This is a genomic window from Lactococcus cremoris subsp. cremoris NBRC 100676 (assembly GCF_001591705.1).
In the GTDB taxonomy this organism is placed as follows: domain Bacteria; phylum Bacillota; class Bacilli; order Lactobacillales; family Streptococcaceae; genus Lactococcus; species Lactococcus cremoris.
Window position 1 is genome coordinate 1 of the sequence record NZ_BCVK01000054.1, and the last position, 17,388, is coordinate 17,388.

A 17,388-nucleotide genomic window follows, 5' to 3' on the forward strand; every position below is an offset into this window, starting at 1 on the left:
AATTCGGGTAAATTAGCATTATTTTAGAAAAAAGTACTGACAGACTTGTCAGCACTTCATTCCAGTTTAATTTTAACTTTCTTTAATATTAGTCAATTGTTTTCGCGTAAGCAGATGATTGAAGCCCTGCTTGACGTCCAAATATTACAATATCAGCGACTGCATTTCCACCAATTCGATTTCCACCATGGAGGCCACCAGTAACTTCTCCTGCAGCATATAAGCCTTGGATTGGACTTCCATCTTTTTTCAGAACTTGAGTATTTGTATTAATTTTAACCCCTGCCATTGTATGGTGGATACCCGGCGCTACTTTTATCGCATAAAACTTACCAGAAATATCATTGGTCATTCCTGTTGTACGACCAAATTCTTCATCTTTTTTAGTTGAAACTGCTTTGTTCCAGCCATCAATTGTTGAAGTGAGTGTTTTTTGGTCAATATCAAGCTTGTCAGCAAGATCTTTTACACTATTTTCTTCTACAACCATGTCTTTAGACATATATTGTTCAACAGCTTTTACATTAGCTTTTGTTCCTTCACCGAAAATAACATAAGAATATTTCCCAGGTTGTTTGAGTTCGGCAGCAGATACTTTATCACGGGTATCCATTTCATTAAAGAAACGTTTCCCTTTTTGATTTACAAGAATTGCTCCCTCACCACGGATAGATTCTGAAACCAGATAACCTGTTTTTTGGAATACAGTTGGGTGAATTTGGATTTTATCCATATCAACTAATTGACCACCAAGTTCTGAAATCATAGTGATTCCGTCACCAGTTGAACCAGCAGCATTTGTTGTTACATAATCTTTTAAATCTGGACGATATTTGGCAATCATTTTTTTGTTTGCACCAAAGCCTCCAGTTGTGACTACTACTGCCTTAGAAGAAATATTTTTTGTTTCCCCTTCGATTTTAACCTTTACTCCAGATACTTTTCCATCTTTTTCAGTAATTTTAGTTACATCACTATTTACAAATAATGGAATATTTCGTTTCGAAATGTTTTCTTCGAGTCCTTTTACCAGATAGCCCCCTACTGCAGAACTATCATGTGGACGGTGAGTTCTAGAGACTGACATCCCACCTGTAGTTGTTAAATTATCTAATACAATTCCATTGGTATTTAACCAATCGACAGCTCCAGCTGAATGGTCAACAAAATAGCGAAGAAGGGCTTTATCATTGGTTCCACCACCACCTTTGAGCGTTTCTTCATAAAATTTATCATTTGAATCGGCAACACCCTGTGCTTTTTCGACTGATGATTCTGATGCGTTCAAACCAGCTGAGGCTTTTGAAGTATTTCCTCCAGCTATCGGCATTTTTTCCAAAATCACTGGATTCATTCCAGCATCTTTCGCTTCGATTGCTGCTGTCATTCCAGCTCCGCCTGAACCAACAATAATAACATCATATTTATCACTTAATGTTGAAGGATCTGCATAAGTGTTTGATTTACTTGCACCAGCAGAAGTTTCAACTTTTTGAGACGAACTCGATTGTTCTTTAGCTGTCTTTGTGTTGCTTCCACAAGCTGTTAAAGTGAGGCCTACAAGCGAGAGCAAGCCCAGTTTTGTCCAAATTTTCATAGTTACTCCTTTTGTGTTAAAATTCACATATCGATTATAACAAATTTTTGGCAACTATCCAAATATCTATAAAATTTTTAGGTATCATTAAATAAAAAATTGATTTTCATATAAAAAAGTACTGACCAGTCTTGGCTGTCAGTACTTTTATTTTTAATTTTACTAATTATGAATTTTATGGCAATTTTGAATAGGGTTGAGCATGCAACATCCAACGCACACCATATTTGTCAGTAAAATCTCCCATTTTTCCACCCCAAAATTGTGTCTCAAAAGGCAAATTTACTGTAACTGTTCCTGATTCAACGGCCTTGTCCCAAAAAGCATCGGCTTCTGCTAGAGCTTTTTCATCCTCAGAATCCAAATCAATCAAAATAGATACAGCATCATAAACAAGTGGGTCAACTTTCATAAAGTTATCAGCTGCCATAATTGTCGAACCCAAAATATCAAACTGGGAATGCATGGTTAAATCAGCTGCTTTTTCTAGTGGAACTCCGAATTGTTCGGCTTGTTCTGCTGCGACAGGCATTCGTGAAATATGAGTTGCCCCAAGAACAGCTTTATAATAATCTAAAGCTTCTTTAGTGTTATTAAAAGTAAGATAAGGGTGAATTTTTGCCATAATAAGCACCTTTTCAAAAAAGAAAATTTATGTAACTTAACAACTTTAAAACTCTCTTCATTCTATCATAAGAAACGCTTTCAATCCATTAATTCTACTTGTCTAAAACAGTAATCAGCATGATCATTAATTACACCCACCGCTTGTAAAAAAGCATAAATCACAGTTGAACCAGTGAATTTAAAACCGCGTTTTTTTATATCTTTACTCATCGCATCCGAAAGTTCATTTGTTGCCGGAATTTCCGATTCATCACTAACTTGATGTTGTAAAACTTTTCCATCTGTAAATGACCAGATGTACTTATCAAATGAGCCAAATTCTTTTTGAATTTCTAAAACTTTTTGAGCATTGACAATCGCAGCTTTAACTTTTAACTTATTTCTGATTATCCCTGCATTTTGTAAAAGTTCTTCTTCCTTAACTTCATCATAGAGCGCCACTTTTTCAATTTCAAAATTATCAAAAGCCTCATAAAAATTTTCTTGTTTATTTAAGATTGTTGCCCATGATAAACCTGCTTGATTCAAATCAAGCACTAACTTTGCGAAAAGTTCTTGATCATTATGTAAAGGCGCTCCCCAATAGGTATCATGATAATGAATCATTTTGTCCGTTGATAAGCACCAATTACATCTTGTTTTTTCAGTCATAGCAAGCCTCCATCTGCATTTTTACATAATTAATGTTATGCAAAAATCAGTAAAATTTCTTCTTCCAAGTGTCTCCGTCAATCTCATAGATAAATTCTGAATAAGATGAACGAAGCATCATCTCTGCCATTTCAGCAAAACCACTTGCCAATTTTAAATCGGTCAATTGATTTATGTTTTGCCAGAAAACTTTCCCCTCATCAGTTTCATTAATCAATTATCCTGAAAAAGTTGTTGTTGAATATAGAAAAACCATATATCGTCGATTCTTTTTGGGCTCAAACCAATCTTTAATGCCACAAGGTTTTAAATTGCTAATGTCCAGACCAGTTTCTTCTTTAATTTCACGAATTGTTGAGGGGATAAGGGCTTCTCCTTTTTCGACATATCCTCCTGGAAATCCAATCCCTGTCCACGATTTTTTTCGTTCTTGAACTAGAACTTTTTGATTTTTTTCGTCAATAATGGCACACATATTTGTCAATTCGACTTTTTCTAACTCATGATAAGCCATTAGTTTCTCCAATAATTTTGTTACTTATTTTTTCTCAATAGGCGCCATTGCTGCTAACAGTCGCTTCATTCCTACCTCTGGGAAATTAATCTTAAGTTCCATGTTTTTACCAGAACCTGAAATCCCTAAGACCATTCCTTCTCCCCATTTACGATGAATGGCGGTGTCCCCCGATTTGCCAATCTTCGGTTTCTGAGTTGTCAATGATTGATTGACCAACAGTTGGATTAATCACTGCCTTACGCTGATGAAGTACATCTGACATTGAGATTCCACTTGCAAAACCACCTGATTTATAAGAAGCATTATATGTTGAATTTACTTTACGAGCAATCCCAGCATAATCAAGAAGTTCATCATCAATTTCAGAAATAAAACGACTAGGGCGATTATAGCTAGTTTTCCCATAAAGAACCCGTTGATTGGCATTCATTAGATAAAGCGTTTCTTCTGCTCTTGTAATACCAACATAGGCTAGTCGCCGTTCTTCTTCCAACTCATCGATATCTTCATTCACACGTGACAATGGAAAAATATTTTCTTCCATCCCGATTAAGAAAACAATAGGAAACTCTAAACCTTTTGCGGCATGCAAAGTCATCATTGTGACTTGGTCAGATTCTTCCTCGTAGGCATCTGTTTCAGAAAGCAAGCTGACTTCATTAAGGAAACGGCTCAATTTGTCCAAACCTGTTTCAATGATTGGCTCACCAGTTTCTTCATCCAAAGGAACTTCTGATTTCTCATCAAAACCCTTGGTTACAGATAAGAATTCTTCAATATTTTCAATCCGAGCCTGATTTTCAATACTTGGAATTAGCTGCAAGGCCTTAAGATAACCCGTACGCTCTAACATTTCTTCAACCAACTCTGTGATTGTTGAACTTTCGCTATGTGTTCTCAACAAATCAAAGGCCATTGCTAAATTATAAATCTCGCCAGCCGCTTTTCCTCGAATATCAGAAAGCATAATATCAAAGCTTGAATCTGCTAAATAAAGATTACGACTTTCTGCAAAGCGACGTAATTTTTCTAAAGCCCCCGGACCAACTCCTCTTTTAGGTTCATTGACAATCCGTTCAAAACTCATATTATCCGCTGGATTGGCTACTACATTTAAATAAGCAATCACATCTCGAATTTCTTTACGAGAATAAAATTTTGTTCCTGCAACCATCGTATAAGGAATATTTGATTTCACAAACGAATCTTCAATAGTCCGAGATTGAGCATTGGTTCGATAGAGAACCGCATAATCAGCATATGAACGACCTGAACGAACTCCTGAACTAATAATTTCAGAAACTTTATTTGCTTCTTCTTGCTCATTTCCTGCTCGGAAATAAACAATCTTATCTCCTTCATCATTCTGAGTCCATAGTTCTTTAGGACGTCTTTTCAAGTTATTTTTGATAACATTATTAGCTGCATCAAGTATGGTTTTAGTCGAACGATAGTTTTCTTCCAATAGGACGACTTTAGCTTTTGGATAATCTTTCTCAAAATCTAAAATATTTTGCATATCAGCTCCACGCCAACCATAAATCGATTGGTCAGCGTCACCAACAACACAAATATTTTGAAAACGACTAGCCAATAGTTTGACTAATTGATATTGAGCATGGTTGGTGTCTTGATATTCATCAACATGGATATATTGAAATTTCCCTTGATAATAGGCTAAAACATCAGGATTTTCATCAAAAAGACGTAAGGTTTGCATGATTAAATCATCAAAATCCATTGATTCTGCTTTGCGCAATTCCTTTTGGTAAATCTTATAAACACGCGCAACAACCATTTCATAAGGGTGTCTAGCAGTAATTTGTGCTTCATAAGCTGTTTCATCTATTAAGTCATTTTTAGCATTTGAAATTGTATTTAAAAGACCTTTAGGTTCCCATTTTTTAGGATCCAAATTAGCTTCTTTCAAAATCCGTTTCATCAATGATTTTTGATCACCTGGGTCAATAATTGTAAAATTACGATTATAGCCAATATGGTCAGCATCACGCCTTAAAATTCGGACACACATTGAGTGAAAAGTGGCAATTAATGTATCTTGTGCTCTAGGAGTAAGTGCTAAGGCACGCTCCCGCATTTCTTTTGCTGCTTTATTTGTAAAGGTAATCGCTAGTATGTTCCAAGGATTAACCATTTTTTCATCAATTAAATAAGCAATCCGGTGAGTTAAGACACGAGTCTTCCCTGAACCAGCTCCAGCCATAATTAATAAAGGTCCTTCTGTCGTTTGGACCGCTTGTGCTTGTTTTTCGTTCATTCCCTGTAATAATGGATTCATTTTATTCTCCTAGCTGTCACAATCACTATTAATTATAGCATAAGTCAAACACATCATGCAGTTCTTTTGGCACTCCTTTATTTCACAAATAAGCTTGTGACCCACTCTCTAAGCTTTAGTGATATAATAAAAGGAAAAGGAAAAAAATAAATGATATTTTTATCGACTGTACTAATTATCTGCTGCATTTGGTATGTTTTGAAATTTTTTGCTCATTTTTCTTGTAAAATTCACGACATTGTTCGTAAATTATCTCCTTACACGCTTTTTCTTTCAAAATGGCTACAATCAGCTCCTGCAACTTTTACCTACACCGCTATTTTTTGTGCTTTTACTCTCATACAAGGGACGACACCCCAACATTTGATTAATATTTTAACTAATCATGCTTCTACAAGTATTGCTCGAGTCTCCGACCGTCCAATCTCTGTATTTTTTGACAGTGCCTTTTGGGTGGCTGATAATGGTGCTGGTCTTATCATTTATGTCGCTATTTTTTGGACAATTATTGCTTGGGCAGAGCGTAAATACGGTTCACCTCGGATTATTGTTATTACTTTATCCGGTCATATATTGGCAAGTATCGCGACAATTTTTATTGAACTTTGGGCTATCAATAGTGGACATGCTCCAAGTTCCTTAGCCAAGGCAACTGATGTTGGTGTTTCTTATATAATGGTTGCAGGTTGTGCTGCAGCAATCCTTTTAATGAAAAAGTGGTTTTTCACGATTAGTATTATTGCTTTAGGCTTATTTATCTTATTGCCTGTCCTCTTCGAACATAGCATTTGGGATATGGGACATTTGTTTGCCACTTTAATTGGTTTTATTTCGGCAAGCCTTTTACTTAAATTATCTTCCATTAGAAGGGTCAGTTCTCCACATGAGTTGCTTGAGAACTGTCGTTCAGAACTCGCCAACTTATAAAAACAAGCCAAATCCCACCAAGCAGAGCATTGATTTGCTGACCAAGCGGTCCCACCAATTGTGGAATAGCTCCTGCAACGAAAGATAGTAAAGTGGTTATTACAAAAGTAATGACTAGAATTAATAAAAAGAAATTACGATAAACCAAAAGGGAGATTACTACCCCCAAAAGAATGAAAAGCAAGGCTAGAACGCTCAAACCATCATGGATAAATAATTTAGGTTCCCTCAATGGGTTAGGAATTCCTTCACTGTGAGTAAGATCTGCGTATGGAAAAAGTGCTGCCAAGGCGGTTGTTATGCCAAAGCCAGCAATCGAAGTAAGAATCATAAGAAGACGCTTGTCTTCTTTTTTATTTGTCATAAAAATTCCCAAAGCAAGTAAAAAACAAAAACTGCCTGAGAGTATATCTGTCAATGTAAAAAGTTGATGATAAGGTTGATTAAGCGCTGAAAGCCCACTTAAGAGGCTTGAATTGACAACACTTGGATTTAACCAAAAAGCAAGAATCCAAGCATTGTATAGTAAGGCTGCACAGGTTGCTAATGCTACTAAATAATTACTTTTTCTCATTTTTATTATTTACTCCTAAGTTACTTGTTTCTTCACTTATAAAGATTTCTGCCATTGTAAATGCAGGTAACCCAAAGGAGAGTGCTCTTTTAAGTTCTGGAGTTCCTTCTTTATTCATTTCTGGATCTGGAAAAATCTCTGATAAGTTTACTGAGGAGTCCTCATCTATCACTTTACTGAGAAATTCTCTGACATCGTCCGCTGATCGGTAAGCCCAAAGAAGATTAATTTTCAAATTATGTATAGAAAAAACTTTATCATAGCCCACTGACAGAGCTAAATACTCCTGTTTTGCGACTTCGATGAAACCATTTAATATCAATGATTCTCTTATCTTAGAAAATTTCTCTGTCTGTTCAATAAAGGTAGTTTGACTTACTTTTCTCTCTTCTGTCAGCTCTACTAGAGTTTTAGAAAGCATCTTCCATGAATTTACCCGCAAACTCAATTCTCCAATCTGTGTCCGCATGAGAACTCCTTTAACTAGTACTCTGTCACCGACAGTCACATCTTTTTTCCAGGTTGCAAAATTTTCCAAACGATTTTCTGATTCAGAATATTCATTGATGACGTCACGTTTTATGACCAATTGAATCTTTGATTGGTTATCTGATAAATCAGCAAAGAATATTGCGCCACGTCCACGCGAGCTGACAAGTCTTCCTTGTATCGAATGTTCCTCTTCATCAAACTCGTCAGTGTTTTCATAATTCATTCGGAGATTTTTAACTGACTCAAAATCTGCTTCTGGAAGGCTGTATGGTGCAATCCCGAGTTGTTTTAAATCATTAAGTTTTTGTAGATAAGTATCATCATGATTATTTTCATTTGACAATTCCAACCTTTTTTTCTCTTCAATCTGATGAACATTTTTGATAAAAGATGACTTTTCCCACCAATGATTTTCAATGCTATTCTCATAATCATGGAAGAAAAATCCTTTAATTTTTGATGAAATATTTGTCGGAACGAACCCTTCTGCTTGTCCAATCGCAAAAAGAACTGAGGTTAACGAGCCACCATTATCATAACAGATATATCGTGTGCGCCATTCTGGCAGATAGATATCATTTGAACGATAAAGAGACTCTAGTTGATACCAGCGTGAGAAAAATTTCATTACTTTTCGAGCAGCTTTATCCAAGGCATTAGCTTGTAAAGTTTCCCCATTTATGAAAAATTGACGGGCAGCAGCAAAGTTCAAACTAATTTCAGTTAGTCCTTCTTCTTTTCCAGCCTCAATCAGGCTTGTAATCATAAAAGTTACTACACCATTCATTGCATTCGGCGAGCGACGCATGGTATCCAGTGAAAGTTTGTCTGAGCCTACCGGAGCAAATGAGAGAATTCCTTGATAATTTCCCTCAGAATCATTTGCGGTCACAATCATCATTTGTTGGTCAGTTGGGTCCCCAAATCGACTTGAAGTCATTGAGTAACCTCGCTCATCTCCATTTCTCCATTCTTCTGTCAATCTAGTAAGTTCAATTAACTCCTCAGAAGGGATGTCAGCTTGACGTCGAATCTTCACTTGATAATTTTCTCGTTCTGCCCGACGCATGACTTGAGCAACATCGTGCATCGCCGCATTTTCAATAGAAAACTCTGGCACAAGAACCACAGCCTCATCACCAAAAACTGTTGCATTTAAGCCTAATTGATAATAAATCTTGCTTCCTTTTTCCGATGAACCAACGACGCCCGGAGTCCATCCATGCGCCCGTGCAAGACTTAAGAAGGCTTCTCCTGCACTCTTCCAAGATTTTTCATCTCCGATAGGATCACCGCTTGCAAGCAAGACATCACCAAAAAGATGATAAGTAATGGTTGCCTTTTTATTTTTTGAAAATATCGCTTTTTTATCTCTGCGAGTCGCAAAATAAGCAAGAGAATCTTCATCTCCATAGTCTAAAATTAACTGACGAACTGCTAATTCTTGTTTAGCATTTCCTGAAAGTTCTCTTTGAGTAGAGCGAGTAAACATCAAAAAAGCGCTTATGAAACCAAGTAACATAATGACTGAGATTGTGCTACTCACCCAAATATTATTACCTGAGCTGTAATTAAAAATGTTTTGTCCAAATGGAAGAAGGTAACGAAAATCACTGACCGATTCTTTAAATACATAAAAAATTATTTGGCCTAGTGTGACTGAACCATGATAGGTCAAGTATGAAGCCACCACTCCACCAATGATTGAGCTGACAAATCCTCCCGTTGCGATAATCAGTGCTTTCCACCATGTTCCATTAACAATTTTTGTAGGAAAAGCATTTCTAGAAAGAATCATTACTATTACTGTTGCTAAAGAAATAAGAACCCCTAGGATGACAAATGAGAGGGACAAGATTGAAAAATTAGCTGCCTCTAAAGTCTCTTTGCTAACAAGTCCTGAAAAGTAAGATGCCAAGAAAATTATTCCTAAAATAACAAAGGCAAACTGAAAATAAATTACCTCTATCCAAAGAGCCAATCTTCTACGATGGCGAATTGAACTGGCAAGAATAAAAAGAACAATGGCATTAAAAATACTGAAATCAGTTGGAAGGCCAAAGAGATATAAAAATCCTGAAATAAATTTTTGAACAGGGGGCATTAGCCAACCTACTAATCCGACAATTAGAGCATAAATTGAGGCGAATTGTAATAAAATACCCAAAAGCTTGGCGGCATTTTCTTGCCAAGCTTTAACTGTTTTTATTTTTTTAGCCTTAGAGCTTTTAGTTTTTTTGTTTTTCATAACTTCCTTCTATCTTAGTTATTATTTAACGATAATTGATATATGTGGTTATCATAACATTTTTTTATTAAATTTTCACTCATTTTTTTTTGAAACTTATAAGCTACAACGCCCTATTTACAGTACTTCATAGATTTCTTTATTTCTTATTATTTTCAGTTTGCTCTTCTATATAAAGACAAAAATAAAGACAAAAAAATTTCGTGATTTACACGAAATTTTTTAAATTAGAAATTATTGATTTGATTATATTTTTTCTCAAAAGCATTTTTCACAGAATCTGTCACTTTATCATATGCCTTCTCATCAACAAATGTTCCATGAACAATAATCCGATGTGTGGCTTCGGCATCAGCACAAGTTACCAAAGTGATTTCTTTTTTACCCGGAGTATCATTTAAAACTTCAACATGTTCTGGCGTTACCACATCAATTTTATCAATTTTATACTGATAAACATTATTTTTGTCAGTAACATAAATGGACATTCCCGCTTTTGCTTTTTCTAAAGGAGTAAATAATATTGATAAGTCTGAAGTGAAACCAGTCATATTGTGACCCGCAAGAGTATAATTTCCTTCACCCATCACTTGATCACCTTTCATGGTTCCGGCCCCATATAAAAGTGAAGTATTTCCAACTCCTTTAAAAATAGGAAGATTAATATTCAATTCGGGGATTGCAATCCCCCCAATTACTGGTAAAGGTTGGCTATCAAACTGATTGGAAAGCACGGATTGGAAATCAACTGATTTTACTGCTGCGAAATCAAAACTCACATCAGCTTTTTTATTTTTTTCAATTTTTTCTTTTGAAACATTTTGAAGTTGATAATGATTACTCTTTGTGGCAATCATCATATTTCGAATAGGTTTATTAAAAATTAATACTAAGCCCACAATAAATAATAGGACAATGAATGTATTTAAAAGCCAGTTGTACTTTCTTTTTTTATTTTTATTTTTTGTGCGCTCTTCCATCTATATATGACCACCTTTTTATTTAATGTACTCTTTCCACTTATTGTATCACGATTTAAGTTCCGAGTAAAAAGTTTTAATTCTTTTACAAAAAAATCTTGCATATAGCAAAATTTAAACATTTATTTTAATTTTGTAATATTTCCGATTTTAAAAGAAGTCTTTTCTGAAAGTTGAAATTTATCTTTTAATCCCGGAGTGATATAAACTTTGTTGTTTTTATCAACAAATACGGCCTCTACATTTTTTAGTTTTTCAACATATTCATAGCCTTTTTTAGTCCCCATAGCATAAATCATGGTTGATAAACCATCACCATTTGTCTTATCTTTGCCAGAAATTAATAAGGTAATGCTTGCAATATCATTTTCAAATGGGTAACCTGTTTTAGGATTTAAAATGTGACTATATTTATGACCATCAACTTCTAAATAACGCTCATAGATTCCTGAGGTATTGACATGTTCATTTGAAGCTTCAATAATCCCCATTTGCGTTCCAGTCGGGTCATTTGGATTCTTGATACCAATCGTCCAAGGACTGTCGGCCCCACGCGGTGAATGACCAATGACATAAATTGAACTAGAGCCAAGATTCACGATTCCTGTGGTCACCCCATCTTTTTTGAGTGAATCCACCATTTTCATAGCAACAAAACCTTTAACAATTGAGCCTAAGTCTAAGCGAACACCTTTTTTAGTCAGATAAATCGTCTGATTTTTATCATTAAATTTTATATCATGATAATTAATCAAGGGCAAAACTTGGTCAATTTCTGATTGAGCAGGTTTTCTAGCATTATCCATCCCAATATTCCATAGACTTGTCAGAGAACCAATGGTAATATCATAACCTAAATCTTTAGCTGAATAATTGTAACCAGCTTTAACCAATTCATAGACACTTGCGTCTACTTTGACAGGTTTGATTCCCGCATTTTGATTAATATCATCAATTTGTGAACCCGATTGATTAACAGTAGTTAATTTATTATATTCGACAGGAAGTTTTAAGGCTTTATCAACTGCTGCTTCTTTATCCTTGTCATAAACAGTGACTTTGATGTAAGTTCCCATGGTTGTCACATCTTTATTGATTGGTGTTTTTAATAAATCACGATTATCTTTTTGACTCGATTTTCCATTGCTACAAGCGCTTAGACTTAGTAAACTCATTGCAGCTGCAACCCAAATTATTATTTTTTTCATGTTCAATTTTTACTGACAGACTAGTCAGCACCATTTATTTAATCAGAAAGTCTGTCAGTAACTGGCAGACTTTCATTTTATTTATTCTTCATTTGTGTCAGTAGAAAGAGCTTCGTCAGTAACTTCTGGCGAGTCAGTTTCTTCCTCTTCGATTACTGGATCTACAAGTGCAAAAGTTACAATTTGTGCTTCATCATCAAGTCGCATTACTTTAACCCCTTGGGCTGCACGACCAGTTTGAGAAATATTAGCCACATTTGTACGGATAATAACCCCTGTATCTGTAATGACCATCAAGTCTTCGTCACCATTGACTGCAGTTAAACCAGCTAATTTACCAGTTCTTTCTGTGACATTCATGACTTTCATCCCTTTACCACCACGGCCTTTTGTTGGATATTCCGAAGCTTGAGTTCGTTTACCAAGACCATTTTCTGAGATAACAAGGACTTCTTGACTGTCATCAATTCTTGAAGTTCCAACAACAAAGTCCCCTTCTCGAAGGTTAACCCCTTTGACCCCAGCTGCGGCACGTCCCATATCGCGAACAATTGCACCTTTGAAACGAACAGAGTAACCTAAGTGAGTCCCGATAATAACCTCATCTTCACCCGAAGTTCTAAGCACATTAATCAACTCATCGCCATCACGAAGTTTCAAAGCCTTCAAACCATTTGTCCGAATATTGCTAAATTGACTCGTTGAAGTTCGTTTAACAATCCCGTTGCGTGTTGTGAAGAAGAGATATTTCGCCGCTTGGTCACGATCAACATTGATGATTGTTGCAATTTTTTCACCATCATCAAGTTTTAAGAGATTGACAATTGGTAAGCCCTTAGCTGTCCGACCATATTCAGGAATTTCATATCCTTTCATTCGGTAGACACGTCCAAGATTTGTAAAGAAGAGTAAATGATCATGTGTTGATGTAGATACCAAATGTTGAACGAAGTCATCATCAGACATACCCATTCCTTGAACACCACGTCCGCCGCGATTTTGAGCACGGAATTCATCGTTAGCCAAACGTTTGATATATCCTTTATTTGATAAAGTAATCAATACATCTTCTTCCTCAATCAAATCTTCATCTTCAAGAGTAAGAACCTCACCAACTAACAATTCTGTTCGACGTTTGTCAGCAAATTTACGTTTAACTTCTTCTAATTCTTCACGAATAATTTTCTTAACTCGTTCAGGTTTTGCTAAAATATCCGTCAAGTCAGCAATCAAAGCAACTAAATCTTGATATTCAGCTTCAATTTTGTCACGTTCCAAACCTGTCAAACGACGCAAACGCATATCAAGAATGGCTTGTGATTGTTTCTCAGACAAGAGGAATTCATCCATCATTGTTTTTTGAGCAATAGCATCCGTTTGTGATTCACGGATAATTGTGATGATACGGTCAATATTATCAAGAGCGATACGTAAACCTTCTAAGATATGTGCACGTGCTTCTGCACGTGCTTTATCAAAGGCTGTACGACGTTCGACAACTTCTATTTGATGTTCAATATAATCAACTAAAATTTCTTTCAAAGAAAGAATTTTAGGAATTCCTTTTTCGATAGCCAACATGTTGAAACCAAATGAAGTTTGCAAACTTGTCAGTTTGAAAAGATTATTTAGGATAACGTGTGCTGATAAATCACGACGCACTTCAATAACCACTCGAATTCCTTCACGGTTTGATTCATCACGAACTGCAGTCAATCCTTCAATACGTTTTTCATGGTTCAAACGAACAATATGTTCAACCAAGCGCGCCTTGTTAACCATGTATGGTAATTCAGTCACAACGATGCGTTCTTTTCCACCAGCCATTTCTTCAATGTGGGTTTTTGCACGTAATGTAATTGAACCTTTACCAGTTTCATAAGCACGACGAATGCCGGATTTCCCCATAACCAAAGCCCCTGTTGGGAAGTCAGGACCAGGAATGACAGACATCAAATCAGTAACGGAAGCTTCTGGGTTTTCCATAAGCATATCTACTGCATCAATCGTTTCACCAAGGTTATGCGGTGGAATGTTTGTTGCCATCCCAACGGCAATCCCTGTGGTTCCATTAACTAAAAGATTTGGGAAACGAGCAGGTAAAACGAGTGGTTCACGTTCAGTTCCATCGAAATTGTCCATGAAATCAACGGTATTTTTGTTGATATCACGCAACATTTCCATTGCAATTTTACTTAAACGAGCTTCGGTATAACGCATTGCTGCGGCACCGTCGCCGTCCATTGAACCAAAGTTACCGTGTCCGTCAGCAAGCATATGACGATAAGACCACCATTGAGCCATACGTACCATTGCTTCATAGATTGAACTGTCTCCATGTGGGTGATATTTACCCATAACTTCACCGACAATACGAGCCGATTTTTTATGAGGTTTATCTGGAGTATTCCCCAGTTCATTCATTCCGTAGAGAATACGACGGTGAACGGGTTTTAATCCATCACGTACATCAGGAAGTGCCCGTGCAACGATAACTGACATTGCATAGTCACGAAATGACGTCTTCATCTCCTCAACTAAATTGACATTGATAACATTTTTGTCTTGCATGTTTGCCTTGTAAAATCTCATTAAAATGAAATTTTACTTTCCTTTCTTGCTTTCGGAAGAGTTTGCCCCAATTGACAAACAGATTATCTATATTATACCAAAATTCGCACAAAAAGTCAGCTTTTCTCATAGATTAGAGGATTTTAGAGCTCATTTTTAAAATTATTCTAAAAGCTACAAAAAAATGAGGTTTTATCCTCATTTTAAACTCATCTTTATTTGAGTAAATCTCTAAATTGTGCTAATTCCTCGTTGATTTCAGGACTATTTCCACGAAGTTCTCCAAACATCTCAAACAATGCTGCTGTAGATTTCTCAATCTCTGCCCGTGTTTCTTTTAATTCTTTAGCCAACACAGGTAACGGCGTTACCTCTTCTTCTTCAAAAGTATCAACATAACGAGGAATATTGAGATTGTAATCATTTTCTTTAATCTCATCCAAACTTGCGACATGAGCGTATTTTTCTACGTCTTTTCTAGAAGTATAAGTTTCAATGATTGTACGCAGGTTATCTTCTGAAAGCTTATTTTGATTTTTACCTTTTACAAAATCATTCGATGCATCGATAAATAAAACATCTCGTTTCTGACGAGCTTCTATCCCTTTAAAGACAAGGATACAAGTAGGAATACTTGTTCCATAAAAGAGATTGGCAGGTAAACCAATGACGGCATCCAGCAAGTTATTATCAATAATGTTTTTACGGATTTTTCCTTCTGAAGCTCCACGGAAAAGCACACCGTGTGGCAAGACAATTGCCATTGTTCCCTTATTATCCAAGTGATATAAGCCATGAAGGACAAAGGCGTAGTCCGCTTTTGAGGCAGGGGCTACTCCGTAACCTTTAAAACGCACATCTTTTTCACGATCTATCGTTTTTGTTTCCCATTTTTGAGAATAAGGAGGATTTGCCACTACTGCATCAAATTTACGTGGGATTTGAGTTCCCTCTTTTTCATCATAAGGCCAGTCGGCATCTAAGGTATCCGCCCGACGTAAATTCATGTTTCGGTAATTGACATCGTGCATCATCAGATTCATTCTTGCCAAGTTATAAGTTGTTGTGTTCACCTCTTGTCCAAAGAATTCTACAGAGCCTTCACGCTCTCCCCCTGGGAGTTCTTTTTGAACGGTTAATAAGAGTGAACCTGATCCCATCGCTGGGTCATACACACGAAACTGCTCTTGTGAACGATGAGCGTCAGCCGTCACAATTTTTGCCAAAATTTGACTGACTTCATGAGGCGTATAGAACTCGCCCCCTTTTTTCCCCGCATTAGCGGCGAACTGACCAATCAGATACTCATAGACATCCCCTAAAACATCATGACCATTGTCATCTTTGAAGGCAAAATCATTGATCATTAAAACAATATCATTGAGTGCTTTGGCGCGTTCATTAGTACTCGTTCCTAGACGTGTATCTCCCAGATTGACGTCAGAAAAAACGTTGGCAAAGTCATCTTCTTCGGTTGGATTTCTTTTAGCATTCGTGTTAAAAGCATCAAACATATCTTGAAAATCGCTGGCTTTGATTTTATGCGTTTCGATTTTTTTGACTAATTTTTCCCAAGTATAGTCTGGCGCAATCGCATAACCCAAACCTTTACTGATTTCTTCTAAATATTCTTCTTGTTCTTCACGATCTGTAACTTCATAGAAATCTTCCAGATGGTTGGCTTCTAAGTAGTGATCTTGGTTTTCTGATAAATAACGATAGAACAAGAAAGGGAGGATATAGTTTTTATATTCGCTCGCATCCATCGTCCCTCGCAACTTGTTGGCCATTGCCCAGAGTTTATTTGTAATTTCATTTGCTGTTGTCATATTTTCTCCTTGTCGCTTATACAAACATTAAGTTAAGCAGTGTTTTCTTGAGTGCTTTGAGATTTTCTAGCTCTTTCTGATGAAGAGCTATAGTGTAATCAAGTTGTTTGAAGAATGCGCCAATTTTTTGTTGTTCTCCAAATTTAGGTGTTGGAAAAATCATCATAGAAAAGTCTTTTCCTGTAATTTGATTAATCGTAGCTCCCAAACTTTTATGAACTTCTTTTTGAAAATTGTCAGTACTCAATAATGCATTAATATAGTTTCCGTTTTCCCCTCGGAAAGCAGACATGAACGCTCCAATTACTGTATCCGTCATTTCTTCGTTAACAATAGCGTGCTTCCCAATTAAAGCTCTGCTTCCATTTCGTACAACAATAATAACATCACCAACTTTTACATTAATAGAATTTACTATATCAGGATTGACATAGACATTGTCAGCATCAATAAGTTGATCATTTTTTACATTGGATGATCGTAAAACGAATATACCTGTGTCTTGTATGTCAGTTGGACTATATGTTAATCCTGAATAACTGGAAGTTATATTTGTTAACTTACGCAGTTCCCAAGGGTCAGTGAAACCAGCGAAACGAATTTCGGGACGAACGGCCCCTTCTTTCGGGAACATTTTCGAAAGCAAAGTCTTTTTTGATTCTTTTAATTGCTCTATTTCTTGATGACGAAGAGTGATAATGCTATCAATCTGCTTTAAAAATAAACCAATACGCTTTTGTTCATCTATGCTAGGGACATAAATTTTTGCTTTAAGAAAATCCTTTGCTACTAAATTTGTCATCATCGTTGCTTTAGTAGTTACTCTTCTTAAGATGTGTCCCATTATATTTTCGTTGTTAATATAATA

The 17,388-nt window shown here is 36.1% G+C and carries 11 protein-coding genes and 2 pseudogenes; 1 reads left to right on the forward strand and 12 read right to left on the reverse strand.

Features of this window, described 5'->3' with window-relative positions; genetic code table 11:
• Positions 1-88 precede the first annotated feature (88 nt).
• The 5 genes and pseudogenes from LLA01S_RS09545 to pcrA form a co-directional block, all read right to left on the reverse strand.
• Positions 89-1,597 (reverse strand): flavocytochrome c, encoded by a 1,509-nt coding sequence (locus LLA01S_RS09545; RefSeq protein ID WP_011676129.1) that lies wholly within the window; start codon positions 1,595-1,597, stop codon positions 89-91.
• A 175-nt stretch (positions 1,598-1,772) separates the two neighbouring features.
• On the reverse strand, positions 1,773-2,222 hold the full coding sequence (locus tag LLA01S_RS09550) for a VOC family protein (protein ID WP_015082395.1): 450 nt from the start codon (positions 2,220-2,222) through the stop codon (positions 1,773-1,775).
• 80 nt (positions 2,223-2,302) lie between these two features.
• A complete protein-coding gene (locus tag LLA01S_RS09555) occupies positions 2,303-2,875 on the reverse strand; it encodes a DNA-3-methyladenine glycosylase I (RefSeq protein WP_021214375.1) in 573 nt (190 codons plus the stop codon).
• Between the two features lie 46 nt (positions 2,876-2,921).
• Positions 2,922-3,389: pseudogene (locus tag LLA01S_RS13660) on the reverse strand (8-oxo-dGTP diphosphatase).
• 24 nt (positions 3,390-3,413) lie between these two features.
• A pseudogene (gene pcrA, locus LLA01S_RS09565) lies at positions 3,414-5,691 on the reverse strand (DNA helicase PcrA).
• A 150-nt stretch (positions 5,692-5,841) separates the two neighbouring features.
• Between pcrA and LLA01S_RS09570 the strand changes: the two are divergent.
• Positions 5,842-6,618 carry a rhomboid-like protein gene (locus LLA01S_RS09570; RefSeq protein WP_061778226.1) on the forward strand — a complete coding sequence of 259 codons (777 nt, stop codon included), beginning with the start codon at positions 5,842-5,844 and terminating at the stop codon, positions 6,616-6,618.
• On the opposite strand, the gene LLA01S_RS09575 is transcribed toward LLA01S_RS09570, so the two are convergent.
• The 7 genes from LLA01S_RS09575 to LLA01S_RS09605 all read right to left on the reverse strand — a co-directional run.
• A complete protein-coding gene (locus LLA01S_RS09575) occupies positions 6,563-7,192 on the reverse strand; it encodes a DUF998 domain-containing protein (protein WP_011676124.1) in 630 nt (209 codons plus the stop codon). The genes LLA01S_RS09570 and LLA01S_RS09575 overlap by 56 nt on opposite strands.
• Positions 7,179-9,932: a phosphatidylglycerol lysyltransferase domain-containing protein gene (locus LLA01S_RS09580; protein ID WP_061778227.1), complete on the reverse strand. Its 2,754-nt coding sequence runs from the start codon at positions 9,930-9,932 to the stop codon at positions 7,179-7,181. Before LLA01S_RS09580 ends, LLA01S_RS09575 begins: the two co-directional genes overlap by 14 nt.
• A 227-nt stretch (positions 9,933-10,159) precedes the next feature.
• The gene (locus LLA01S_RS09585; RefSeq protein WP_011676122.1) at positions 10,160-10,912 is read right to left on the reverse strand and encodes a class A sortase; all 753 of its coding nucleotides are present in this window, start codon (positions 10,910-10,912) and stop codon (positions 10,160-10,162) included.
• 122 nt (positions 10,913-11,034) lie between these two features.
• Positions 11,035-12,120 (reverse strand): FAD:protein FMN transferase, encoded by a 1,086-nt coding sequence (locus LLA01S_RS09590; RefSeq protein WP_011676121.1) that lies wholly within the window; start codon positions 12,118-12,120, stop codon positions 11,035-11,037.
• Positions 12,121-12,201: 81 nt separating this feature from the next.
• Positions 12,202-14,691: a DNA gyrase subunit A gene (gyrA, locus tag LLA01S_RS09595; protein ID WP_014572534.1), complete on the reverse strand. Its 2,490-nt coding sequence runs from the start codon at positions 14,689-14,691 to the stop codon at positions 12,202-12,204.
• Between the two features lie 215 nt (positions 14,692-14,906).
• Positions 14,907-16,520 (reverse strand): type I restriction-modification system subunit M, encoded by a 1,614-nt coding sequence (locus tag LLA01S_RS09600; RefSeq protein WP_032951067.1) that lies wholly within the window; start codon positions 16,518-16,520, stop codon positions 14,907-14,909.
• A gap of 16 nt (positions 16,521-16,536) precedes the next feature.
• Positions 16,537-17,388, reverse strand: an 852-nt coding sequence (locus LLA01S_RS09605; protein WP_218006051.1) for a restriction endonuclease subunit S, incomplete at its 5' end; no start/stop codon positions are given.

Coding starts and splice junctions, on each gene's coding strand:
- LLA01S_RS09555 (WP_021214375.1), bottom strand. CDS start 2,875: ATGACTGAAAAAACAAGATGTAATTGGTGCTTATCAACGGACAAAATG.
- LLA01S_RS09590 (WP_011676121.1), bottom strand. CDS start 12,120: ATGAAAAAAATAATAATTTGGGTTGCAGCTGCAATGAGTTTACTAAGT.
- LLA01S_RS09580 (WP_061778227.1), bottom strand. CDS start 9,932: ATGAAAAACAAAAAAACTAAAAGCTCTAAGGCTAAAAAAATAAAAACA.
- LLA01S_RS09600 (WP_032951067.1), bottom strand. CDS start 16,520: ATGACAACAGCAAATGAAATTACAAATAAACTCTGGGCAATGGCCAAC.
- gyrA (WP_014572534.1), bottom strand. CDS start 14,691: ATGCAAGACAAAAATGTTATCAATGTCAATTTAGTTGAGGAGATGAAG.
- LLA01S_RS09545 (WP_011676129.1), bottom strand. CDS start 1,597: ATGAAAATTTGGACAAAACTGGGCTTGCTCTCGCTTGTAGGCCTCACT.
- LLA01S_RS09570 (WP_061778226.1), top strand. CDS start 5,842: ATGATATTTTTATCGACTGTACTAATTATCTGCTGCATTTGGTATGTT.
- LLA01S_RS09575 (WP_011676124.1), bottom strand. CDS start 7,192: ATGAGAAAAAGTAATTATTTAGTAGCATTAGCAACCTGTGCAGCCTTA.
- LLA01S_RS09550 (WP_015082395.1), bottom strand. CDS start 2,222: ATGGCAAAAATTCACCCTTATCTTACTTTTAATAACACTAAAGAAGCT.
- LLA01S_RS09585 (WP_011676122.1), bottom strand. CDS start 10,912: ATGGAAGAGCGCACAAAAAATAAAAATAAAAAAAGAAAGTACAACTGG.